23 protein-coding genes and 1 tRNA gene are annotated in these 20707 nt (G+C 64.4%); 7 read left to right on the top strand and 17 right to left on the bottom strand.

The features are described 5' to 3' along the window. The first annotated feature begins 1 nt into the window (after window position 1). The 4 genes from GB927_RS19730 (at window position 2) to GB927_RS19715 (ending at window position 5202) form a co-directional block, all read left to right on the top strand. Window positions 2-1168, top strand: coding sequence for a glycosyltransferase family 4 protein (locus tag GB927_RS19730; protein WP_256118920.1), 1167 nt, complete (start codon window positions 2-4; stop codon window positions 1166-1168). Between the two features lie 79 nt (window positions 1169-1247). After that, on the top strand, window positions 1248-2813 hold the full coding sequence (locus GB927_RS19725) for an undecaprenyl-phosphate glucose phosphotransferase (RefSeq protein WP_256118919.1): 1566 nt from the start codon (window positions 1248-1250) through the stop codon (window positions 2811-2813). After that, a complete protein-coding gene (locus tag GB927_RS19720; RefSeq protein ID WP_256118918.1) occupies window positions 2810-4051 on the top strand; it encodes an O-antigen ligase family protein in 1242 nt (413 codons plus the stop codon). The genes GB927_RS19725 and GB927_RS19720 overlap by 4 nt, the downstream gene beginning before the upstream one ends. Continuing rightward, window positions 4048-5202: a glycosyltransferase gene (locus GB927_RS19715; protein WP_256118917.1), complete on the top strand. Its 1155-nt coding sequence runs from the start codon at window positions 4048-4050 to the stop codon at window positions 5200-5202. Before GB927_RS19720 ends, GB927_RS19715 begins: the two co-directional genes overlap by 4 nt. Before the next feature lie 58 nt (window positions 5203-5260). On the opposite strand, the gene GB927_RS19710 is transcribed toward GB927_RS19715, so the two are convergent. Then, window positions 5261-5512: a GlsB/YeaQ/YmgE family stress response membrane protein gene (locus GB927_RS19710; protein ID WP_256118916.1), complete on the bottom strand. Its 252-nt coding sequence runs from the start codon at window positions 5510-5512 to the stop codon at window positions 5261-5263. A gap of 119 nt (window positions 5513-5631) precedes the next feature. Beyond that, window positions 5632-5708 (bottom strand) — tRNA-Pro (locus GB927_RS19705). A gap of 561 nt (window positions 5709-6269) precedes the next feature. Between GB927_RS19705 and GB927_RS19700 the strand changes: the two genes are divergently transcribed. Then, complete coding sequence (locus tag GB927_RS19700) at window positions 6270-6482, top strand: hypothetical protein (RefSeq protein ID WP_256118915.1); 213 nt, start codon at window positions 6270-6272, stop codon at window positions 6480-6482. A gap of 55 nt (window positions 6483-6537) precedes the next feature. On the opposite strand, the gene GB927_RS19695 is transcribed toward GB927_RS19700, so the two are convergent. The 7 genes from GB927_RS19695 to GB927_RS19665 all read right to left on the bottom strand — a co-directional run bounded on the left by GB927_RS19695 (window position 6538) and on the right by GB927_RS19665 (window position 11260). Continuing rightward, complete coding sequence (locus tag GB927_RS19695; RefSeq protein WP_256118914.1) at window positions 6538-6732, bottom strand: hypothetical protein; 195 nt, start codon at window positions 6730-6732, stop codon at window positions 6538-6540. A gap of 106 nt (window positions 6733-6838) precedes the next feature. Next, the gene (locus GB927_RS19690; protein WP_256118913.1) at window positions 6839-7369 is read right to left on the bottom strand and encodes a MerR family transcriptional regulator; all 531 of its coding nucleotides are present in this window, start codon (window positions 7367-7369) and stop codon (window positions 6839-6841) included. A 176-nt stretch (window positions 7370-7545) separates the two neighbouring features. Continuing rightward, complete coding sequence (locus tag GB927_RS19685; protein WP_256118912.1) at window positions 7546-7884, bottom strand: integration host factor subunit alpha; 339 nt, start codon at window positions 7882-7884, stop codon at window positions 7546-7548. 99 nt (window positions 7885-7983) lie between these two features. Beyond that, a complete protein-coding gene (locus tag GB927_RS19680; protein ID WP_256118911.1) occupies window positions 7984-8955 on the bottom strand; it encodes a beta-ketoacyl-ACP synthase III in 972 nt (323 codons plus the stop codon). Between the two features lies 1 nt (window position 8956). Continuing rightward, window positions 8957-10015 carry a phosphate acyltransferase PlsX gene (plsX, locus tag GB927_RS19675; RefSeq protein WP_256118910.1) on the bottom strand — a complete coding sequence of 353 codons (1059 nt, stop codon included), beginning with the start codon at window positions 10013-10015 and terminating at the stop codon, window positions 8957-8959. Between the two features lie 117 nt (window positions 10016-10132). Continuing rightward, complete coding sequence (locus GB927_RS19670; RefSeq protein ID WP_256118909.1) at window positions 10133-10684, bottom strand: YceD family protein; 552 nt, start codon at window positions 10682-10684, stop codon at window positions 10133-10135. Window positions 10685-10705: 21 nt separating this feature from the next. Next, window positions 10706-11260: a ubiquinol-cytochrome C chaperone family protein gene (locus tag GB927_RS19665; RefSeq protein WP_256119080.1), complete on the bottom strand. Its 555-nt coding sequence runs from the start codon at window positions 11258-11260 to the stop codon at window positions 10706-10708. Between the two features lie 153 nt (window positions 11261-11413). On the opposite strand from GB927_RS19665, the gene GB927_RS19660 reads away from it, so the two are divergent. Further along, window positions 11414-11896, top strand: a complete 483-nt coding sequence (locus GB927_RS19660; RefSeq protein WP_256118908.1) for an outer membrane protein assembly factor BamE — start codon at window positions 11414-11416, stop codon at window positions 11894-11896. 73 nt (window positions 11897-11969) lie between these two features. On the opposite strand, the gene GB927_RS19655 is transcribed toward GB927_RS19660, so the two are convergent. From GB927_RS19655 to ribH, 4 genes are all read right to left on the bottom strand, one after another. Beyond that, window positions 11970-14105: a sodium-translocating pyrophosphatase gene (locus GB927_RS19655; protein WP_256118907.1), complete on the bottom strand. Its 2136-nt coding sequence runs from the start codon at window positions 14103-14105 to the stop codon at window positions 11970-11972. Between the two features lie 196 nt (window positions 14106-14301). Next, complete coding sequence (locus GB927_RS19650) at window positions 14302-15528, bottom strand: MFS transporter (RefSeq protein ID WP_256118906.1); 1227 nt, start codon at window positions 15526-15528, stop codon at window positions 14302-14304. A gap of 14 nt (window positions 15529-15542) precedes the next feature. Next, window positions 15543-16025 (bottom strand): transcription antitermination factor NusB, encoded by a 483-nt coding sequence (nusB, locus tag GB927_RS19645; protein ID WP_256118905.1) that lies wholly within the window; start codon window positions 16023-16025, stop codon window positions 15543-15545. Further along, window positions 16022-16483 (bottom strand): 6,7-dimethyl-8-ribityllumazine synthase, encoded by a 462-nt coding sequence (gene ribH / locus GB927_RS19640; RefSeq protein ID WP_256118904.1) that lies wholly within the window; start codon window positions 16481-16483, stop codon window positions 16022-16024. The genes nusB and ribH overlap by 4 nt, the downstream gene beginning before the upstream one ends. A 198-nt stretch (window positions 16484-16681) precedes the next feature. Between ribH and GB927_RS19635 the strand changes: the two genes are divergently transcribed. Beyond that, on the top strand, window positions 16682-17185 hold the full coding sequence (locus GB927_RS19635) for a cupin domain-containing protein (protein WP_256118903.1): 504 nt from the start codon (window positions 16682-16684) through the stop codon (window positions 17183-17185). A 6-nt stretch (window positions 17186-17191) separates the two neighbouring features. Here GB927_RS19635 and GB927_RS19630 read toward each other — a convergent pair whose 3' ends face one another. From GB927_RS19630 to nrdR, 4 genes are all read right to left on the bottom strand, one after another. After that, window positions 17192-18328, bottom strand: a complete 1137-nt coding sequence (locus tag GB927_RS19630) for a GGDEF domain-containing protein (protein WP_256118902.1) — start codon at window positions 18326-18328, stop codon at window positions 17192-17194. A 132-nt stretch (window positions 18329-18460) separates the two neighbouring features. Continuing rightward, a complete protein-coding gene (locus GB927_RS19625) occupies window positions 18461-19078 on the bottom strand; it encodes a riboflavin synthase (RefSeq protein WP_256118901.1) in 618 nt (205 codons plus the stop codon). Continuing rightward, window positions 19078-20175 (bottom strand): bifunctional diaminohydroxyphosphoribosylaminopyrimidine deaminase/5-amino-6-(5-phosphoribosylamino)uracil reductase RibD, encoded by a 1098-nt coding sequence (ribD, locus tag GB927_RS19620; protein ID WP_256118900.1) that lies wholly within the window; start codon window positions 20173-20175, stop codon window positions 19078-19080. Before ribD ends, GB927_RS19625 begins: the two co-directional genes overlap by 1 nt. Then, on the bottom strand, window positions 20176-20655 hold the full coding sequence (gene nrdR, locus GB927_RS19615) for a transcriptional regulator NrdR (RefSeq protein ID WP_256118899.1): 480 nt from the start codon (window positions 20653-20655) through the stop codon (window positions 20176-20178). It lies immediately after the preceding gene. Between the last annotated feature and the right edge of the window lie 52 nt (window positions 20656-20707).

The raw sequence follows: 20707 nt of genomic DNA, 5'->3' as shown, positions 1-20707 counted from the left end.
CATGGCGGACGATGGGCCCCTGCGAATCATACATTGTTTCCGCTCCCCCATCGGCGGCATCTTCCGGCATGTGCGCGATCTCGCGGAATTCCACACGAAGGCAGGCCATGAAGTCGGGATCGTCTGCGACAGCCTTACGGGAAGCACCTTCGAGGACGGGCTTTTCGACGAAATCCGGCCCTATCTGGCACTCGGCCTCGTTCGCCTGCCGATCAGCCGGTCGGTCAGCCCGGGCGACATCCGCGCGTTCTGGAAAAGCTATCATGAAATAAAAAGTTTGCAGCCGGATGTCCTGCACGGGCACGGCGCCAAGGGTGGCGCCATTGCCCGTCTCATCGGCTCAGCCCTGCGGGTCAACAGGTATCGCGTAGCCCGCCTCTACTCGCCGCATGGCGGCAGCCTGCACTATGACCGCCGCACCGCGACAGGCTTCGCGGTGCTGGCGGCCGAGCGGCTGCTCGAACCGCTCGGCGATGCGCTCGTTTTCGTCTGTAATTACGAACGGGACGCCTATGCCGCGCGCGTGGGAAAACCGCGCGTGCGCACGGAGCGCATCTACAACGGCATTCACGATCGCGACTTCGAGCCCGTCTATTCGCGCGAGGACGCCGTCGATTTCCTTTATATCGGCATGCTGCGCGACCTGAAGGGGCCGGATCTCTTCGTCGACGCCTTCGCGCGTACAGAGCGCCGCGTCGGCCGGCCGCTGTCCGCGCTGATGATCGGCGACGGGCCGGACAAGGCGAAATACGAGGACATGATGCTGCGCGCCGGTCTTGGCCGGCGCATCGGCATGCTGCCCGCCATGAAGGCGCACGATGCCTTCGCGCTCACCCGCAACATTGTGGTTCCATCACGCGCCGAGGCCATGCCTTATATCGTGCTGGAGGCGCTTGCCGCGCGAAAACCCGTCATCGCCAGCCGCGTCGGCGGCATTCCGGAAGTGCTCGGTCCCGACAGCATCGCGCTTGTCGAGCCCGGCAATCCCGATGCATTGGCGACCGTGATGGCCGAGGCGGTGGGCGATCCGGACTGGCGACGCAAGGTGATGCCGGAGCCGCGCGCCTTCAAGGAAACCTTTTCCGCCTCCGTCATGTCCTCCTCGCTGCTCAGCCTCTACCGCGAGATCCTGGCCCGGCAGAATGGCGGAAATCGGCACGCTTCCTGAGGTTGGCACCTCACGCCACGTAAACGTTTCTTAGGGGCTTCGTGCTATTTCCGGTACAAAGCCTCCACAGGTGCGTGCCATGAACCATGTCGACAAGCCCGTTTCCTTCGATGCGGAAGCCCTGAGGCGGAAAGCCTCCGAGATCAGGACCATCACGCCGGGAACGCCGGCGGAAGAGTATGACGGCGGCAAGACCGTCGAGCTCAATCCGCTCGCCCAGAAGATCGCGCTCCAGTTCCGCGCCGACACCTATTCGCCCAGCATGATCATCGGTCTGCTGCGGCTCGTCGAATTCCTAGCGCTGCTGACGCTCGGCTACGGCATCCATGTTCTCTATGTCAGCATGGGCATGACGGTGTTCTACCTTTCGGTGCTCGTCAGCGGCGCTGCCATCGGCGTGCTGCTGCTCCAGCTTGCGGATGCCTACCAGGTGCCGGCGCTGCGCTCACCCTGGCGCATGACGCCGCGCATCCTCGCCGCCTGGGCCATCGCGTTCGCCACGATGGCGCTCATCGTCTTCTTCTTCAAATCCGGCGATCACTATTCCCGCGTCTGGTTCGCCTCGTGGTTTGCCGCAGGTAGCGTCTACCTCGTGCTCGAACGGCAGATCATCGCCTATTCGATACGCCGCTGGGCGCGCAACGGCACCATGGAGCGCCGCGCCGTCATCGTCGGTGGTGGCGAACCGGCCAAAGAGCTCATCCGTACCCTCGAACACCAGCCGGAAAACGACATCCGCATCTGTGGCATCTTCGACGACCGCGACGAGCGCCGCTCGCCCTCGATCATCGCCGGCTACCCGAAACTCGGAAATGTCGCGGAACTGGTGGAATTCGCGCGGCTCGCGCGCATTGACATGCTCATCATCTCGCTCCCGCTGTCGGCCGAGGCGCGCATTCTGGCGCTGCTCAAGAAGCTCTGGGTGCTGCCCGTGGATATTCGCCTTGCGGCGCATTCCAAGGGCCTGCGCTTCCGCCCGCGCAGCTATTCGCAGGTCGGCAGCCTGCCGATGCTCGACATCTTCGACAAGCCGATCGCCGACTGGGACAATGTCGCCAAGCGCATCTTCGACATCTTCTTCAGCCTGCTTGCGCTTTCCCTGCTCTGGCCGGTGATGCTCGGCGCGGCAATCGCCGTGAAACTCACCTCGAAAGGCCCGATCATCTTCAAGCAGAAGCGCCACGGCTTCAACAACGAGATCATCGAGGTCTACAAGTTCCGCTCGATGTACACGCACCTCGCCGACCCCTCGGCCAAGGCCGCCGTGACGAAGGGCGACCCGCGCGTCACCCCCGTCGGCCGGTTCCTGCGCAAGTCCTCGATCGACGAATTGCCGCAGTTCTTCAATGCCCTGAGAGGCGACCTCTCCCTCGTCGGTCCTCGCCCGCACGCCATCCAGGCCCAGTCGCACGACCGCAAATATGTCGATGTCGTCGAGGGTTACTTTGCTCGCCACAGGGTGAAGCCCGGCGTCACCGGCTGGGCGCAGATCAACGGCTGGCGCGGTGAGATCGATCACGACGACAAGATCCGCTTCCGCACCGAATTCGACCTCTATTACATCGAGAACTGGTCGCTCTGGCTCGACCTGAAGATCCTGTTCCTGACGCCCTTTCGCCTGCTCAATACGGAAAACGCGTATTGAGCGACGCGGCCTTACCCTACGCCCAGCCCTTCCGGCCGCATCTCGCGGCCGTTGGCATCATCGGCTCCATGCTGGTGACGGTTGGCGTGTTCCTGTCGGGTTTCGTCATCAGCGAGCCGGCGCCCTACGAAGTCTTCATGGCCGGCCTCATCGGCCTGTGGGCGATCGTCGGCCTGCGCATCTCGCGCAACATCGCGCCGCTGCTCATCCTCCTCGTGCTGTTCAATGTCGGCGGCATGCTGTCGCTGACCGTGATGGACGACCTTGCCGGCGGGCCGATGTATATCGCCGTCTCGCTGTTCCTGGCGCTCTCCAGCGTCTTCTTCGCCGCCATCATCGAGGCAAAGCCCGCGCGGCTCGACCTCATCTTTCGTGCCTGGGTGGCCGGCGCCCTCATCACGTCCCTCCTCGGCATCCTCGGCTATTTCCATGCCTTTCCGGGTTCCGAAGCCTTCACGCTCTACGACCGCGCCAAGGGCGCCTTCCAGGACCCGAACGTCTTCGGCCCCTTCCTCGTCGCGCCCTCGCTCTACCTGATGCACGGGCTGCTCACCGGCCGCATCCTCGCCGCCCCCCTGAAGGTCGCCGGCGTGCTGATCCTCGCGCTCGGCCTGTTCCTGTCCTTCTCGCGCGCGGCCTGGGCGCTCTATCTTTTCTCCGTCGTGGCGCTTGTCTTCGTCATGCTCCTGAAGGAGCGCACCGGCGCCTTCCGCCTCAAAATCCTCATCCTCAGCATCTCCGCCGCCGGCCTGATGATCCTCGCGCTGGTCGTCGCCCTGCAATTCGACAAGGTTGCCGACCTCTTCTCCAGCCGCACCCAGCTCGTGCAGGAATATGACGGCGGCCATCTCGGCCGTTTTGACCGCCATCGCATCGGCTTCCTGATGGCGATGGAAAAGCCGCTCGGCATCGGCCCCATGGTGTTCAGCACGATGTTTCCGGAAGACGAGCACAATATCTGGCTGAAATCGCTCACCACCTATGGCTGGCTCGGCTTCGTCTGCTACCTCGCCCTGATCCTCTGGACGTTATGGGCCGGCTTCAAGGCGCTGCTGCGCAACCGGCCCTGGCAGCCCTACCTGATGATCGCCTACATCACCATCGGCGGCCACACCGCGATCGGCTTCGTCATTGACACGGACCACTGGCGCCATTTCTACCTGCTGCTGGGTATCGTGTGGGGCTGCCTCGCGCTTGAAGCACGCCACACAAGCAAGATCGCATCGGACCGGCCATGAGCACCAAACAGGACAGGAACCCGCGGCAGATGCGCCTGCTCCAGGTGCTGGAGCCGAGCGGCGGCGGCTCCGGCCGGCATTTCATCGACCTCTGCCGGGGCATGCAGGCGCGCGGCCATATCGTGCACGCCATCTATTCGCCGCTGAGAGCCGAAGAGCGCTTCGTCGAGGAATTGCAGTCGCTGGCACTTGCCGGCACGCATATCGTCGCGATGACCCGCTCGCCCGGCCCCTCGGACCTCAATGCCTGGCGGGCGATCCGCGCCGTCATGCGCCGCGCCGGGCCGTTCGACATCGTGCACGGCCACAGTTCCAAGGCCGGCGCGCTGTCGCGCCTGCGCCTGCCCGGCCGCCACATCCCGCGGGTCTACACGCCGCACGCCTTCCGCACCATGGACCCCGGTCTCGGCAATCTCGGCCGCAAGGTCTATGGCTCGATCGAAAAGCTGCTCGCACGCGGCTTCACCGACAAGTTGATCTGCGTTTCGGCCGACGAATATGCCCATGCCCGCGCGCTCGGCATGCCGCGGGACAAACTGTCGATCGTCGTCAACGGCGTGGAGACCCCACCGGATCACGCCCGCGAGTCGGTCCGCCAGGCACTCGGCATCCCCGATGACGCCCTGCTCTTCGGCTTCGTCGGCCGGCTCTGCCACCAGAAGGCGCCGGAGCGCCTCGTCGCCGCCTTCCAGCTTCTCGCCGGCCGCGTGCCGAATGCCCATCTGGTGATGATCGGCTCCGGCGAGGCGGAGCGTGCGGTCGCAAAGCAGGTCGAGGCCTCCGACCATGCCCCGCGCATCCGCCTCACCACCGGCTTCACAGGCCCGCAGGCGATGGCGGCCATCGATGTGCTCGTCATGCCGAGCCGCTACGAGGCGATGTCCTATGTCATGCTGGAAGCCGCCGCCGCTGGCAAGCCGCTGATCCTCACCGACGTTGGCGGCGCTTCCATGGTGCTGAAGGACGGCGAGAACGGCGTGCTCGTGGAAAACGACGACGATCCGAAACGGCTCGCCGGCGCCATGCTGCGCCTCAGCGATCCAGACCGCCTCGCCCGCCACAGCGCCGCTGCCCGCGCCCGCAGCGGCGACTACAGCCTGGCCCGCATGATCAGCGAGACGGAAGCCGTCTATCGCGGCCTCATCGCCTGAAACGAAAAGGCCGCCCCTCCTCTCGGAGAGACGGCCCTTTAAAAACCTTGCCGCTACCCTACCGCCGGATCGCCCTTGCGATCGCGATGAGGACGCAGGCGCCGATGAAACCGGCGATCAGATAACCGATCCAGCCGCCGAGCGAGACGCCGATCAACCCGAGCAGCAGATTGGCCACAGCCGCGCCGACGATGCCGAGCACGATGTTCATCAGCACGCCCATGTTGCTCTTCATGAACATTTCCGCGAGCCAGCCCGCGATGCCGCCGATGATGATGGCCGCGATCCAGCCGATACCTGCATCTTCCATTCCCGTCTCCTCAAGCTCCGGATAGCACCGGCGAAGGAGCCGGCGGCAGAACAACGCGGACAGGGGCGCAAAGTTCCGCGTGGGGAACCTACAAACTCAGGAAATCAGGGAGAAGAAAATGGTCGGAATGGCGGGATTCGAACCCACGACCCCTTGACCCCCAGTCAAGTGCGCTACCGGGCTGCGCTACATTCCGGACCGCCGAAACCCCTATAGTCTCAGTGTTTTCGATGCAAGAGGAAAAATGAGGCGCAGCGCGAAAACGGACCAAGAGGAGCCGGAATGAATGCTTTGGAACCAAAGGCCCCACCGCGAATCCCACCGATGTTCGCCGCGCATTCCGGAGTCATTCGGGCATTTTCAAAGCTAACGAACAGGCCAGCGTCGTTGCAACCGTGAAATGGCCACCTTGGTTTTATAGTTATTGCTGGTTTTATCGCACGGTCGTCCCGGGTCGAAAAAGTGCAATTTTTTTCACAACCGTACCGAATCGGCTGAATCAGGCCTTTCCCGCGATTAGACCAAAGTCGTAGAGTGTCGTCGCTCGCTTGTCATTTGCGAGCACTCCCCCGCGTCACAGAAAGCCAAGCGTGACGCTTGTTTTGCCCCGCCATCGTGCGGGGCTTTTTCTCCCGCCGAATCCCGTCTCCGCGCTTGACTCGTTAGCGAATGAGAACATAATAGGAACAAAGGTGAGAAGCCTTTCCCAAATCGTTAAACCAGCCTGCTTGCTGTGCCATCACAGGAGAATACTGACGTGCGACCGCTTCCCGAGTACGAAGCAAAGACGAACGATGGCAAGGACGATGCCGTAAGCGCCGCGCTTGCCTGGCATGACGGAGATGCCAAGGCGACCATCGAAACGCTGCTTGCCGATTGCGCCCATCTGCGACGCCAGCTTGAAATGAGCCGTTCGGCGATTAGCCGGGGCTTCGTGCGCGGATGGGACCCGACGCAGCAGCGCGACTGAGGGAGGGCGGCGCGCGGCGACATGCGATGCTTGCACCCTCTCCCGCCCGCAGACGCTAAAACGTCCCGCCGCCAGCGATGGGGCTGACCAGCGGCAACGGCGGATCGTTCGGGTTCCTCTGGTCGCCGGGCTTGATGATCGGCGGGACAACGCCGTCTTCCTGCTTGCGATCGGGAATTCCGCCGGTGCCCTGCGGGCCGCGTGGCGTTTCGATTTCGTTGTCCGTGGGTGTGGTCTTTTCGATGGACATATTGGTCTCCTTTCGTCGAAGGGAGAACCAATCCACAGCAGCAATGTTCCAATCGCTGCCGCTCGGCTACTCCGTCAAGATGCAGCCGAGTAGCCTTCTGGCGGGCTCAGCGAACCTGGTCGAGCAGGCGCTTGCATTCCAGCAGGTCGTAGAGCGCTTCCTGCAGCAGCGCGCGGTCTTCCTTGCCGACGCTGGTCTTGCCCAGCGAGATTTCCGGCGGGTCGTCGGTGCCGCCGACGAAGGAGAAGAAACGGCGGCTGGCGGGGGCCTTGGCGCGGCCGACGATCTGGTCCTCGTCGCTGGCGGCCTTCGGCGGCGGCGGTTCTTCGTGGCTGGCGGCGGCGAGTGCCTCGACAGTTGCCAGATCGCCGCTGGCGATGGCCGCGACGAAGCGGTTGCCGTTGACCTTGAGCAGCTTCTGCACGCCCTTGATCGTGTAGCCGTGGTCGTAGAGGAGATGGCGGATGCCCTTCAGCAGGTCCACGTCTTCCGGACGGTAATAGCGTCGCCCGCCGCCGCGCTTCATCGGCTTGATCTGCGTGAACCGCGTCTCCCAGAAACGCAGAACATGCTGCGGCAGGTCGAGATCGTCGGCCACTTCGCTGATGGTGCGGAACGCGTCCGGACTCTTGTCCATTCTACCCTCGATGAAAGCTCGCGGCGCAGCCAAACTTCGACGCTGCCGAATCGTATTCATTTCAGCGGGTTGCCAGGCGATATTCAAGTTTCAAATTGCCGAACGGCAGGCAATCGGCAGAAAAATCGCCTAAAGCGCGTCGCGATCTTCCAGATTCGCACCTATCGCGGCACGCTTCAGGAGGCCGGCGACGCCAGTTTCTGCTTGGCCTTGCGCGACAGATGCGATTTCAGCACCCGCTGCTTGAGCACGTTGGAGGCCTTGAAGGTCATCACCCGGCGCGGCGAAATCGGCACTTCCTCGCCGGTCTTCGGGTTGCGGCCGATGCGCTCGTTCTTGTCACGCACCTGGAAGGTCGCGAAGGAAGAGAGTTTCACGCTCTCGCCCCGCACGATGGCGTTGCAGATCTCGTCGATCACGGTTTCGACAAGCTCTGCGGATTCGGTCCTTGAAAGGCCGACCTTCCGGAAAACCGATTCGGCCAAATCTGCACGTGTCACCGTCTTGCCGCTCATCGTTCCTCACCGATTTCCTATTGAAAGCGTATGGTTAAGTGGCGGAAGAGTATTGTCCTTGCCCCCTCGGGTCAAGCGGTCCGGCGGGCCGGCGTGAAGCTACCAGCGCAGCAGCACCGCGCCCCAGGTGAAGCCGCCGCCCATCGCCTCCAGAAGCACGAGGTCGCCCTCCTTGATTCGCCCGTCGCTGGCAGCAGCCGCCAGCGCCAGCGGGATCGAGGCGGCGGACGTATTGCCGTGCAGGTCCACGGTGACGACGACCTTTTCCAGCGGAATGCCGAGCTTCTTGGCCGAGCCGTCGATGATGCGCTTGTTGGCCTGGTGCGGCACCAGCCAGTCGATGTCGTCGGCCGAAAAGCCGGTTGCATCGAAGGACGAGACAACCACGTCGGTGATCATGCCGACCGCATGCTTGAAGACCTCGCGGCCCTCCATGCGCAGATGGCCGACCGTGCCTGTCGTGGAGGGGCCACCGTCGACATAGAGCTTTTCGCGGTGCGCACCGTCGGAGCGGAGCTGCGTCGTCAGCACGCCGCGGTCCTGGTTGGTGCCAGCCCCCTCCTGCGCTTCCAGCACGATGGCGCCGGCGCCGTCGCCGAAGAGCACGCAGGTCGTGCGGTCGGTCCAGTCGAGGATGCGCGAGAAGGTTTCGGCGCCGATGACCAGCACGCGTTTGGCCAGACCGCCGCGGATATAGGCGTCGGCGGTCGTCACCGCATAGACGAAACCGGAACATACCGCCTGCACGTCGAAGGCGAAGCCGTGATGCATGCCGAGGCGGTTCTGGATGTTGACGGCGGTCGCCGGGAAGGTGTTGTCCGGCGTCGAGGTCGCGACGATGATGACGTCGATGTCGGCGGCCGTCAGGCCCGCCTTGTCGAGGGCCGCGCGCGCAGCGCCCTCGCCGAGCGAGGCGGTCGTCTCGCCCTCACCCGCGATGTAGCGCTGGCGAATGCCGGTGCGCTGCACGATCCAGTCATCGGACGTGTCGACCATGCTTTCAAGTTCGGCATTGGTGAGTACCCGCTTCGGAAGCGCTATTCCGAAGCCGCGGACCACTGAACGGATCATTCTATACCTCGTCGATCATGCCCTGGGCGGCGCCTTCAACGGGGCGGCCCGCATGATACTTCTGCAAATCTTTTTCGATCTTGTCCTTGAGGCCGTTGCGGGCCATGTCGTAGCCGACATCCACCGCGGCCGCGAACCCTTCGGCATCCGTGCCGCCATGGCTCTTGATGACGATGCCGTTCAGGCCCAGGAACACGCCGCCATTGACCTTGCGCGGGTCCATCTTCTCGCGCACCCGGTCGAAGGCGCTTTTGGCGAGAATATAGCCCAGCTTGGCAAGCCAGGTGCGCGACATGGCCGCGCGCAGGTACTCGGCCATCTGCCGCGCCGTGCCTTCCGCCGCCTTCAGCGCAATGTTGCCTGCAAAGCCTTCCGTCACCACCACATCCACCGTGCCGCGACCGATATCGTCGCCTTCCACGAATCCGTAATAGTCGATCGTGTCGAAATTGGCCTCGCGGATGAGCTGGCCGGCGGCTTTCACCTCTTCCTGGCCCTTGATCTCCTCGACGCCGACATTCAGCAGGCCGAGCGTCGGCCGGTCGATCTCGAAAAGCGCGCGCGCCATGGCGCCGCCCATCAGCGCGAAATCGAAGAGCTGGCCCGCATCCGCGCCGATCGTCGCGCCGATATCGAGCACGATGCTTTCGCCCTTCAGGGTCGGCCAGATGCCGGCGATCGCCGGGCGCTCGATATTGGCCATCATGCGCAGGCAGAATTTCGACATGGCCATCAGCGCGCCGGTATTGCCGGCGGAGACGGCGACGTCGGCCTCGTTCTTGGCGACCGCATCGATCGCCCGCCACATGGAGGATTTGCCGCGGCCGCGGCGCAGCGCCTGGCTCGGCTTCTCGTCCATGGCGACGGCGACGTCGCAATGATGGAAGACGCTTGCGGCCTTCAGCTTCGGATATTGCGCCAGGATCGGCTCGCATTCGGCAGAAATGCCGAAAAGCACGAAGCGGATGTCGGGATGGCGCTCGAGAGCCTTGGCTGCGCCTGGGATAGCGACCTTGGGGCCGAAATCGCCACCCATGACGTCGACGGAAATTCTGACCACGCGTGTCTTGCCTTAGTTCTTGTTTTCCAGGGGCAGAGGCCTGCCGCGGCGGAATTCGGTCAAAATACCGCTTTTCGCCGGGGGCACAACTGAATTATCGGGCGCTTATGGAGCCGTTCAGTCTTTTTTCCAGTCCTTGAGAACGGCGAAGGGCGAAGGCTTCCGGTCGTCCTTGTCGGTGCTTTCGATATGGCCGGAAAAGGCGACGTCGGCCCGGCGCGGATAGGGATCGATCGCCAGGGCGACATGTTCGGCGGCGGTCACGCCCGCGTCGATCGTGTCGCCGGAGAAGATTTCCGGCGCGTCCGGGCCATCGGGATCGAGCAGCATCTCGCCGCTTTCCGTCGCGAGAGGAAGCCGCGCGAGCTTGGAGCCCTCCGGCACGAAGATGACATCGACCGGCTCGTCGATATGCGCCTCGACCGGATCCAGCGTCACGACGCAGGCCTGCACGATATCCGCCGCAACACGCCCCTTGAGGCGCACGCCGTCGCGCTTCCAGCGCTGCACCTGGAGGGTGGCGGAGAGCGCCTTCACCTCCAGCACGGACCAGAGCCTTGCCAGCCCCGCGCGCTCCTCTTCATCGGCTTCGATCGTCACCGAGACCGGGTTGGCGGAGATGTGTCCCACCTTGACCGGGTAGGAAAACGGCGTGTCGTCTGTGTTCATTCTCTCGTCCTTGCGCCGCCTTCAGGCGGTCTGTCCTTGTTCGCCGGGTTCCGCCACGCCGAGTGCACCGATCTCGATATCGTCCTCGCCGACGGCCGTCATCGTCTTTTCGGCCGAAAAGAGATAGTCGGCAAGCCCCGCCATCGACGGCGCGCCCTCGCCCGCCTGCGGATGGATGTTGCGGCGGAGCGCTGCCGCAAGCGCTTCGCGGTCGCCGGAATCGAGCGCCGCGGCGTAGGATTCCAGCCGGCCGTAGAACATGCCGGCGAACTTCTTCATGCGCTTCGGCACGCCGACATCGCCGACGCCGAGCTCGCGAATCGAGTGATCGACGTCCTCGAAGAAGGCGTCGACGATCTCCTGGGCGATCTCCTGGCCCGACGTGGCGCTTTTGCGCGTGCGCCGGAAGTAGAGGATCAGCATGGCCGACAGCATCTCGAAACGGCCCATCACCGTGTCCGGAACATCAAGCACTTCATAGAGATAGGGGTGACGCGCCGCCTTTGTCAGCGTCGCGTACTGTTTTTCGACGATGCGCCGGTTGCCGTTTTTTTTGCCGAACAGGCCGAAAATCATCATAAAGCCTAGTTTTGCCCGATTCAAACAATGGAGCCGTCGCAAGTCATGTTGCATGACGGTCGAAGCTGGTTTACCGAAGCAGGCATGAATTGCAATGGCTGCGCGGCCATCACAGTCCCGGGGATGTTGTTGAAGAGAGATGCTCTGAACATGAAGCTGTTGCGTAACGCCGCCATTGCCGTCACCCTCTCCGCATCCGTTGTTGCAGGCTGCCAGGGTCCGGGCGAAGTGCTGCATCAAGGGTATGTCGTCGACCAGGAAACCCTGGCGCTGGCACCGGTCGGCTCGTCGCGCGAACAGGTCCTGCTCTCGCTCGGCTCGCCGTCTGCGACCGCGACCTTCGACAACGAAGTCTTCTACTACATTTCCCAGAAGCGCACGCGCCCCGTCGCCTTCATGAAGCCGAAGGTCGTCGAGCAGAGCATTCTCGCCGTCTATTTCGACAAGGAAGGCGTCGTCGACCGCCTCGCCCATTACACGCTGAAGGACGGCCGTGTCTTCGACATGATCTCCCGCGTCACGCCGACCGGCGGCGTCGAGCTCACCTTCCTCGGCCAGCTACTGCGTGGCGGCGGCGGCAATGCGCCGGGTGCGGCAATCCAGAACTTCTTCAACACCGGCGGCCCGAAGTAAGCGCTGCCAGTATCGCAAGAATCAAAAACCCCGGGGATCGCTCCCCGGGGTTTTCTTTTGTGCGTCTTGCTGATCAGGCCAGGACGGCGAGCAGCAGGAGTGCAACGATATTGGTGATCTTGATCGCCGGGTTGACGGCCGGGCCTGCCGTATCCTTGTAGGGGTCGCCGACGGTGTCGCCAGTAACGGAGGCCTTGTGGGCCTCGGAACCCTTCATGTGGCGCTGGCCGTCCTTGTCGACGAAACCGTCTTCAAAGCTCTTCTTGGCATTGTCCCATGCGCCGCCACCGGAGGTCATGGAAATGGCCACGAAGAGGCCGTTGACGATGACGCCGAGCAGCGACGCGCCAAGTGCGGCAAAGGCCGAGGCCTTGGACCCGGAGATCAGCAGCACGCCGAAATAGACGACGAGCGGCGCCAGCACCGGCAGCAGCGAGGGCACGATCATTTCGCGGATCGCCGCCTTCGTGAGAAGGTCCACGGCGCGACCATAGTCCGGCCGTTCGGTGCCGGCCATGATGCCGGGCTTCTCGCGGAACTGCCTGCGCACTTCCTCCACGATGGCGCCAGCCGCACGGCCGACGGCGGTCATCGCGATGCCGCCGAAAAGGTACGGGATGAGGCCGCCGAAGATCAGGCCGGCGACGACGTAGGGGTTGGAGAGGTCGAAGGAAACCGGCCCCATATCCGCGAAATACGGATATTTGTCGCCGTTTGCCGCGAAATAGGCGAGGTCGTTCGAATAGGCGGCGAAGAGCACCAGCGCGCCGAGGCCCGCCGAACCGATCGCATAGCCCTTGGTGACGGCCTTGGTCGTGTTGCCGACGGCGTCGAGCGCGTCGGTCGACTTGCGCACTTCCGGCGGCAGGTGCGACATTTCGGCGATGCCGCCGGCATTGTCGGTGACCGGGCCGAAGGCGTCGAGTGCCACGATCATGCCGGCAATGCCGAGCATGCCGGTGACCGCGATGCCGGTGCCGAACAGGCCGGCCAGCTGGTAGGTGGAAATGATGCCGCCGACGATGACGATGGCCGGCAGTGCCGTCGATTCCAGCGAGACCGCAAGGCCCTGAATGACGTTCGTGCCGTGGCCGGTGACCGATGCCTGGGCGATCGAATTCACCGGGCGCTTGTTGGTGCCGGTATAATATTCGGTGATCACCACGATGAGCGCCGTCACCACGAGGCCGAGCAGGCCGCAGATGAAGAGGTTCGTGCCGGTGATCTCCTTGCCGGCGACGGTGCCGACGACACCCCAGCCGACGGTGACCGACGTCGCGGCCGCAAGGCCGAGGATCGACAACGCGCCCGTGACGATGAGGCCCCGGTAGAGAGCGCCCATGATCGAGCCGTTCGAGCCGAGCTTGACGAAGAAGGTGCCGACGATCGAGGTGATGATGCAGGCGCCGCAGATGGCCAGCGGGTAGATCATGGCAGTGCCGAGAACCGGGGCGCCGGCGAAGAAGATCGCCGCGAGAACCATGGTGGCGACGACGGTCACCGCATAGGTCTCGAACAGGTCGGCGGCCATGCCGGCGCAATCGCCGACATTGTCGCCCACATTGTCGGCGATGGTTGCCGGGTTGCGCGGATCGTCTTCCGGTATGCCGGCTTCCACCTTGCCGACGAGGTCGCCGCCGACATCCGCGCCCTTGGTGAAGATGCCGCCGCCGAGACGGGCGAATATGGAGATCAGCGAGGCGCCGAAGCCGAGCGCCACCAGCGCATCGATGACCTCACGCGAGGCCGGATCCTGGCCGAGGATGGCGGTGAGATAACCGTAGTAGATCGAGACGCCGAGAAGGGCGAGGCCCGCCACCAGCATGCCGGTGATCGCGCCCGACTTGAAGGCAATATCGAGGCCGGAGGACAGGCTGACGGATGCGGCCTGTGCCGTGCGCACATTGGCCCGCACGGAAACGTGCATGCCGATGAAGCCGGCGACACCCGACAGCACGGCGCCGATCAGGAAACCGATCGCAGCCGTTGCGGAAAGCAGTAGCCAGGTGCCGACGAAAACGACGACCCCGACGATGGCAATGGTCTTGTATTGCCGGGTGAGGTAGGCCTGCGCCCCTTCCCGGATATAACCTGCAATTTCCTGCATGCGGGCATTCCCCTGATCGGCGGCAAGCACCGACCGCGTCGCCCAGATGGCATAAACCACCGAAAGCAACCCGCATGCGATCACGCCCAACAATATGGTCATTTTCGCTCTGTCCTCCTTGGAGACCGCCGGGTCCTCTCCCTGCGGCCGGTTCGCGCCCGTCCCCGTTTTGCCTCCTCACAAGGCGGGGGCCGGCGCGCGGCCAGAGTGCGTTTGCGAATCGGCTGCGTCAAGCCGCCGCACTGCGGCAAGCCGTGCTGTGCGCTGGATTTTTCGGCGCCGATCGGATGCGAAACGATTAGACGGGGGCGCGGCGGGTGCGCAGCAGCAGGAGAAGCACAAGGACCAGGCTGACGCCGGTGATGGGCCAGAACATCAGGTTGATCGTCTGCCAGCCATAGGCGTTGAACACCTTGCCGGAGGAGAAGGAGGCGAGCGCCACCGTGCCGAACAGGATGATGTCGTGAAAACCCTGCACCTTGTCGGCCTCATGCGGCTGGTAGCTGGAGGCGACGATGGCGGTGGCGCCGATGAAGCCGAAATTCCAGCCGATGCCGAGCAGGATCAGCGCGCCCCAGAAATTCCACAGCTCGATGCCCGCATGCGCGACCAGCGCGCAGGCCATAAGGATGATCAGGCCGGCCGCAACCACCTTCTCCGTGCCGAAACGCTGGATCAGCATGCCGGTGAAGAAGCTCGGCGCGAACATGGCGAGCACATGCCACTGGATGCCGAGCGTCGCGAGCTCCGGCGAGAAACCGCAGCCGATGACCATGGCGAGCGGCGCGCCGGTCATCATGAAGGTCATCAGCGCATAGGAGGAGATGCCGCAGATCATGCCGGTCATGAAGCGCTGGGTCAGCACGATTTCGCGGAGCGGCCGGACGGGCAAGCCGGTCGCGACCGCTGCCGCCTTGTGATCCGGCAGGCGCAGGAACAGGAAGAGCACGATGGCGGCAAGGCAGAGCGGCGCCAGCGCCACGAAGGCGCCGGCAAACAGCACCGGCTCGAACATGTCCTTGGTGAGAATGACGACCTGGGGGCCGAGCACGGCGGAAATGACGCCGCCGGCGAGAATCCAGGAAATGGCGCGCGGCTTGTAGAAGGATGGCGACGCATCGGCGGCCGCGAAGCGGATCTTCTGCGCAAAACCGCCGGAAATGCCGATGAAGACGAAGCCGAAGGAAAAGAGCCAGAAATCGCCGCGGAAGAGCGCGATGGCCGCGATCAGGCCGCCCGCCGCCCCGAGCAGAGCGCCGACGATGAAGCCATAGGTGCGGCCGAGCAGACGCGCAGCGATGGCGACGAGCACCGCACCGAGCGCCACGCCGACATTGAAGGCGGTGAGCGGGGCGGTCGCGAGCGACTTGTCGGCGCCGAGCAGGTTGTAGCCGGCAAGCCCGCCGATGGAAAACGCGATCGGGCCGGCAGACGCCAGCAGCGCCTGTGCGAACATCAGGAGGAAGACATTGCGGCGCGCGGCCGAAAGTTCCCGCTCAAGACCTTCGACCGTACCCGTGCTCATGCCACTCTACCAACCTATTTGCGCGTATCCGGACGCAGCTGCTTGGCGATGCGGTCGAGCACTGCATTCACCAGCTTCGGCTCCTCGTCGTCGAAGAAGGCCTTGGCGATCTCGACATATTCCGTGACGATCACGGCGATCGGCACGTCCTTGCGTTCCTTCAGCTCGAAGGTGCCCGCACGCAAAATGGCGCGCACGGTGGAATCGAGCCGCGAGAGTGCCCAGTCGTCCTGCAGCGCTGCGCCGATCATCGGGTCGAGCAGGCGCTGGTCGCGCACGACGCCCGCGACGATCGAACGGAACCAGGAGGCGTCCGCCTTCAGATAGGTGTCGCCGTCGATTTCCTGGCCGAGGCGATGGGTCTCGTACTCAGCGACGATCTCGAGCACGCCGCTGCCGCCGATATCCATCTGGTAGAGCGCCTGCACGGCGGCAAGCCGCGCAGCACCACGCTGGTTGGCCGGCTTTACCGGCTGCTGGTCCTTGTCCGTCGTCACTGTTCGCCGCCCAGTTTCTTCTTCAATTCGATCATCGTGAGTGCCGCACGCGCCGCAAAGCCGCCCTTGTCGCCTTCCGACCGGCGCGCCCGCGCCCAGCCCTGCTCGTCGTTCTCGACGGTCAGGATGCCGTTGCCGATCGGCAGGCTCTCGCTGACGGCGAGGTCCATCAGGGCACGGCTGGATTCGTTGGCGACGATGTCGAAATGGTAGGTCTCGCCACGGATGACCATGCCAAGTGCCACGAAACCATCATACCACGTGCCGCCGTTTTCCATGCCGTCAAGCGCCATGGCGATTGCGGCCGGGATTTCGAGCGCGCCCATGACGGTCACGACGTCGTAGCTGGCGCCGGCGGTGGTCAAGGCGTTCTTGGCGCCGTCGAGCATCGCATCGGCCATGTCATCGTAGAAGCGGGCTTCGACGATGAGGAGATGGGGATTATCGCTGTTGGCCATGGATCACCTGAAAATTGGAGGCAGGCCGCGCAAATGCGGGCAGAGGCGGCGGTCAAACCACGACGGGCGATGCTTGGCAAGAGTTTTCCGCCCCGCCCGGCGATTTCGGCTCCCGGCATGGGCCTTGTCGCTTGGAACGGGGTTGACAGACATGAACAAAAAGTGAACGATATGTCAAGGCCGGCAGAGGAGAAAACAATGGATGCCCGCAAACCGCCGATCGTCACCCTCGCAAAGCTGGAACTGGAGCACTGGACGCAGGGCTCGCTCTACGAGTCCCGCGACGCATCCTTTGGCGCGGTTCTCGGCCTGAAAGACCTCGGCATCGGCTACGGTGAGGTGCCACCCGGCAAGTCCGGCTGTCCCTTTCACAGCCACCATGTCGAGGACGAGCTTTTCGTCATCCTCGAAGGCCACGGCACCTATCGTTACGGCGACGAGCGGCATCTCGTCGGCCCCGGCGATGTGCTCGGCGCACCGGCCGGCGGGGCGGAGACGGCGCACCAGATCATCAATACCGGCACGGTGCCGCTGAAATACCTGTCGATCTCGTCCATGGCGGCGACCGAGATCTGCGAATATCCGGATTCCGGGAAATTCCTGGCCAAGACGCGTCTTGCCACCGGCGGCAGGACGGAGTTCCGCACCATGGCGCGCGCTGGCGAAACCATCGATTACTGGGAGGGCGAGCCCGGCGCGTGAGGAAATTCAGGCGGCGAGCGAGACGCGGTTGCGGCCGTTGCGCTTCGACATGTAGAGCGCCTTGTCGGCATTGCTGAGCAGGGAATCGAAGCTGACGCCCTCCTCGTTGCCAAAGGCGATGCCGGCGCTGACGGTGCAGGTGATGGAGCGCCCGCCGATGGGGATGAGTTTTGAGGCAAAATCCTCGCGGATGCGCTCGGCGATGCGTTGCGCCCGGTCCGGCAGGGTACGGTCGAGCACGACGATGAATTCCTCGCCACCGAGGCGGGCGATGCAGGCGGAGGCACCGCAGGCATCGCGCAGGATATCGGCGAAAGCCGTCAGCACGGCATCGCCGGCCGCATGGCCGTGGCGGTCGTTGACCGATTTGAAATTGTCGAGGTCGAAGGCGATCGCGGCGCCGTTTTCCCGCACCGGCATGTCGCCGTAGCGGTCGAAGAGGGCGCGGCGGTTGAGCAGGCCGGTCAGCGGATCGGTCATGGCGGCGCGCTGGTGGCTGCCCGCGACGCGCCACTGGTTGAGGGCGAGCGACATGGCGCCGATGCCGGTAATGCCCATGATCGCGGCGATGAGGTTGAGGTTTTCCGCCCAGTTTTCCGGCGCATGGCCCATCACCCACTTGCCGTCGTGGATGAGCACGCCGGCGCAGAGCAGGAAGGAGAATGCCGTCAGCAGGTAGAGGATGACGATGCCGGTGAGCGGCAGCGGTGCTTCCTGCCGCGCGCGCCAATATTCCCAGGCCGTCGCGGTAAGGCATCCAACCAGCAGAAGGTTGAGCGCGATGAAGCCGAGACCGTCATAACCGGCGATCAGCAGCGGCAGCGCCACCGCCGAGCAGGCGAGGAACAAAGTCACGATGCGCAGGCGCGCCGTGTTGCCGGAGCGGAACCGGTAGGCAGCGCCGTAGATGAAGGAGAAACCCAGGAATTGCAGCAGGAAGGCGAGGCAACCGACGGCAACGTTCACGCCGTCGATATAGAGGCTGTAGACCCCCACTGCCGGCACGATGCAGCCGATGCCGATCGCCCAGGACAGGAGGAACCGCTCGACACGCGCCGACATCCATGAGGCAAACAGCGTCGCCGACAGGCAGAAGCCCGCAAGCCCGATCGCCAGCAGGAGGGTGTGGTAGTCAGGCGCCATGCGGCAACGGTCTCCAAAAGTCCGATGCCAGCACACTAGGAAGCGAGAGGTATCGATATCGTTACTTCGGACGGCAGATTTTTAACGCCTGCTGTCCCGATGCGTAACGGCATCGAAAGTGTCACGCCACCGTCACGCCTTCGAAGCGGGAAACTCCGCAAGCCGCGCCGCGTAACGCGCCATGGTGTCGACTTCGAAATTGACGAAATCGCCGGCCGTACGCTCGCCCCAGGTGGTGACTTCCAGCGTGTGGCGGATGAGGAGCACGTCGAAGACCGCGCCGTCGACGGCGTTCACGGTGAGCGAGGTGCCGTCGAGCGCGACGGAGCCCTTGGGGGCGACGAAGCGCTCCAGGCCTTCCGGCGCGCGGATGCGGAAGCGCGTGGCGTCGCCCTCGGCTTCGACCGACAGGATTTCCGCCTTGCCGTCGACATGGCCGGAGACGATGTGGCCACCAAGCTCGTCGCCGATCTTGAGGGACCGTTCGAGATTGATCTTCGTTCCGGCCTTCCAGCCGGCGATGGTGGTCAGCCGCAGCGCCTCTTCCCAGGCCTCAACCTCGAACCAGCGGGCATTGGAGCCCTCCTCCGGCAGCGCCGTGACGGTGAGGCAGGTGCCGGAATGGGCAATCGAGGCGCCCATGTCGATGGTGGCGGGATCGTAGGCGGTGCGCACGCGCAGGCGAACGCCCGCGTTCATGGGCTCGACCGTCTCGACCGTTCCGATATCCGTGACAATGCCGGTAAACATCAATCGTCTCTTTCGTATTCTTGCAAACAATCCGCGCCGTAATGCGCTGTGCGGCGGAGCGAAAACCCGTCCGGCATCCGCCCGGAGACAAATGGGGATGCGACCCCGTCTTTGCCAATGGTGCCGGCGCCGTTGAACAGCAGGATGCGGTCGACGAGGCCTGCGTCGAGGAACGACCGCACCGCCCGCGCGCCACCTTCGACCAGAAGCGAGGAAATGCCGCGCGTGGCGAGTGCGGCCAGCAGCGCGTCGAGCCGGCGCGGATCGCAGGTCAGCACCTCGACACCCTCGGCTTCCAGCGTCTCGTGCCGGGCGGCAAGGGCGGGATCATGCGCGCTTTCTTTCGTCGTGACCGCTATGACCGGCACTTCGCGCGCCGTGCGCGCAAGCTTCGAGGCCACCGGCAGTTCCAGCCGCGGGTCGAGCACGATGCGCACCGGCGAACGGGCTTCGAGCCCCGGCAGGCGGCAGGTCAGTTCCGGGTCGTCGGCGAGCGCCGTACCGATGCCAATGAGGATCGCGTCGGTCTCGGCGCGCAGGACATGCACCTGCCCGCGCGACACCGGTCCGGTGATCGCGACCTGCCCCGTACCGAGCCGGCCGAGCATGCCATCGGCAGAAACGGCAAGTTTCAGAGTCACATAAGGCCGCTTCTTCGTCTGCCGCGTCAGATAGGCGGCGAGCGCTTCCCGGCCCTCCGCCTCCAGAACGCCGGTCTCGATCGCAATGCCGGCATCGCGCAGCATCGAAAGCCCCCTGCCCGCCACCCGCTCGTCCGGGTCGGTCACCGAGACGACGACGCGCGCGACGCCGGCGGCGATCAGCGCATCGGCGCAGGGCGGCGTCTTGCCGTGGTGCGAACAGGGTTCGAGCGTGACATAGGCGGTCGCGCCGCGTGCGGCCTCACCGGCCTCGGCGAGCGCCTGCGTTTCGGCATGCGGTCGCCCGCCCGGTGCTGTGACGGCGGAACCGAGGATCACGCCGTCCTTGACGATAAGGCAGGCGACGGAAGGATTGGTAGCAGTCAGGCCGAGATTGCGGCGGCAGAGGCGGAGCGCCGCCGCCATGAACCGGTTATCGTCGGCAACGCCGGACATCTAACCGTCGACGCCCGGGTCGCGGGCGATCTTGGCCGAGACCTCGGCGAGGATCTTCTCGAAATCATCGACATGGGAGAAGTCGCGATAGACCGAGGCGTAGCGCACGAAGGCCACGTCATCGAGCGCCTTCAGCGCTTCCAGTACCTGCAGGCCGATCTCTTCGGACGAAATTTCCGTCTCGCCCGAGCTTTCGAGCCGGCGGACGATGCCCGAGACCGCGCGTTCGATGCGGTCCCGGTCGACGGGCCGCTTGCGAAGCGCGATCTCGAAGGATCGAAGCAGCTTGTCGCGGTCGAAGGGGGCCTTGCGGCCCGTCTTCTTGGCGACCATGAGCTCGCGCAACTGCACCCTCTCGAAGGTCGTGAACCGACCGCCGCAATCCGGGCAGATACGCCGACGGCGAATGGCGGCCCCGTCCTCTGCCGGACGGGAATCCTTCACCTGCGTATCTTCCGAACCGCAATAGGGGCAGCGCATGAAGTCTCCTTGTTTTGCGCAGTTCCGGACGGAAAACCGCGCGACACTTTTC

The sequence above is a fragment of the Shinella lacus genome, from assembly GCF_010994755.1.
In the GTDB taxonomy this organism is placed as follows: Bacteria; Pseudomonadota; Alphaproteobacteria; order Rhizobiales; family Rhizobiaceae; genus Shinella; species Shinella lacus.
This window is presented reverse-complemented; position numbering and strand designations above follow the sequence as displayed.

Bases quoted from the DNA above. Each gene is read 5' to 3' on its own strand.
- GB927_RS19665 (WP_256119080.1), bottom strand. From the start codon at position 11,260: ATGATTTTCGGCCTGTTCGGCAAAAAAAACGGCAACCGGCGCATCGTC.
- GB927_RS19725 (WP_256118919.1), top strand. From the start codon at position 1,248: ATGAACCATGTCGACAAGCCCGTTTCCTTCGATGCGGAAGCCCTGAGG.
- nrdR (WP_256118899.1), bottom strand. From the start codon at position 20,655: ATGCGCTGCCCCTATTGCGGTTCGGAAGATACGCAGGTGAAGGATTCC.
- GB927_RS19690 (WP_256118913.1), bottom strand. From the start codon at position 7,369: ATGGACAAGAGTCCGGACGCGTTCCGCACCATCAGCGAAGTGGCCGAC.
- GB927_RS19710 (WP_256118916.1), bottom strand. From the start codon at position 5,512: ATGGAAGATGCAGGTATCGGCTGGATCGCGGCCATCATCATCGGCGGC.
- ribD (WP_256118900.1), bottom strand. From the start codon at position 20,175: ATGTCCGGCGTTGCCGACGATAACCGGTTCATGGCGGCGGCGCTCCGC.
- GB927_RS19730 (WP_256118920.1), top strand. From the start codon at position 2: ATGGCGGACGATGGGCCCCTGCGAATCATACATTGTTTCCGCTCCCCC.
- GB927_RS19680 (WP_256118911.1), bottom strand. From the start codon at position 8,955: ATGATCCGTTCAGTGGTCCGCGGCTTCGGAATAGCGCTTCCGAAGCGG.
- GB927_RS19670 (WP_256118909.1), bottom strand. From the start codon at position 10,684: ATGAACACAGACGACACGCCGTTTTCCTACCCGGTCAAGGTGGGACAC.
- ribH (WP_256118904.1), bottom strand. From the start codon at position 16,483: ATGGCCAACAGCGATAATCCCCATCTCCTCATCGTCGAAGCCCGCTTC.
- GB927_RS19695 (WP_256118914.1), bottom strand. From the start codon at position 6,732: ATGTCCATCGAAAAGACCACACCCACGGACAACGAAATCGAAACGCCA.
- GB927_RS19650 (WP_256118906.1), bottom strand. From the start codon at position 15,528: ATGAGCACGGGTACGGTCGAAGGTCTTGAGCGGGAACTTTCGGCCGCG.
- GB927_RS19685 (WP_256118912.1), bottom strand. From the start codon at position 7,884: ATGAGCGGCAAGACGGTGACACGTGCAGATTTGGCCGAATCGGTTTTC.
- GB927_RS19635 (WP_256118903.1), top strand. From the start codon at position 16,682: ATGGATGCCCGCAAACCGCCGATCGTCACCCTCGCAAAGCTGGAACTG.
- GB927_RS19630 (WP_256118902.1), bottom strand. From the start codon at position 18,328: ATGGCGCCTGACTACCACACCCTCCTGCTGGCGATCGGGCTTGCGGGC.
- GB927_RS19660 (WP_256118908.1), top strand. From the start codon at position 11,414: ATGAAGCTGTTGCGTAACGCCGCCATTGCCGTCACCCTCTCCGCATCC.
- GB927_RS19715 (WP_256118917.1), top strand. From the start codon at position 4,048: ATGAGCACCAAACAGGACAGGAACCCGCGGCAGATGCGCCTGCTCCAG.
- GB927_RS19655 (WP_256118907.1), bottom strand. From the start codon at position 14,105: ATGACCATATTGTTGGGCGTGATCGCATGCGGGTTGCTTTCGGTGGTT.
- GB927_RS19625 (WP_256118901.1), bottom strand. From the start codon at position 19,078: ATGTTTACCGGCATTGTCACGGATATCGGAACGGTCGAGACGGTCGAG.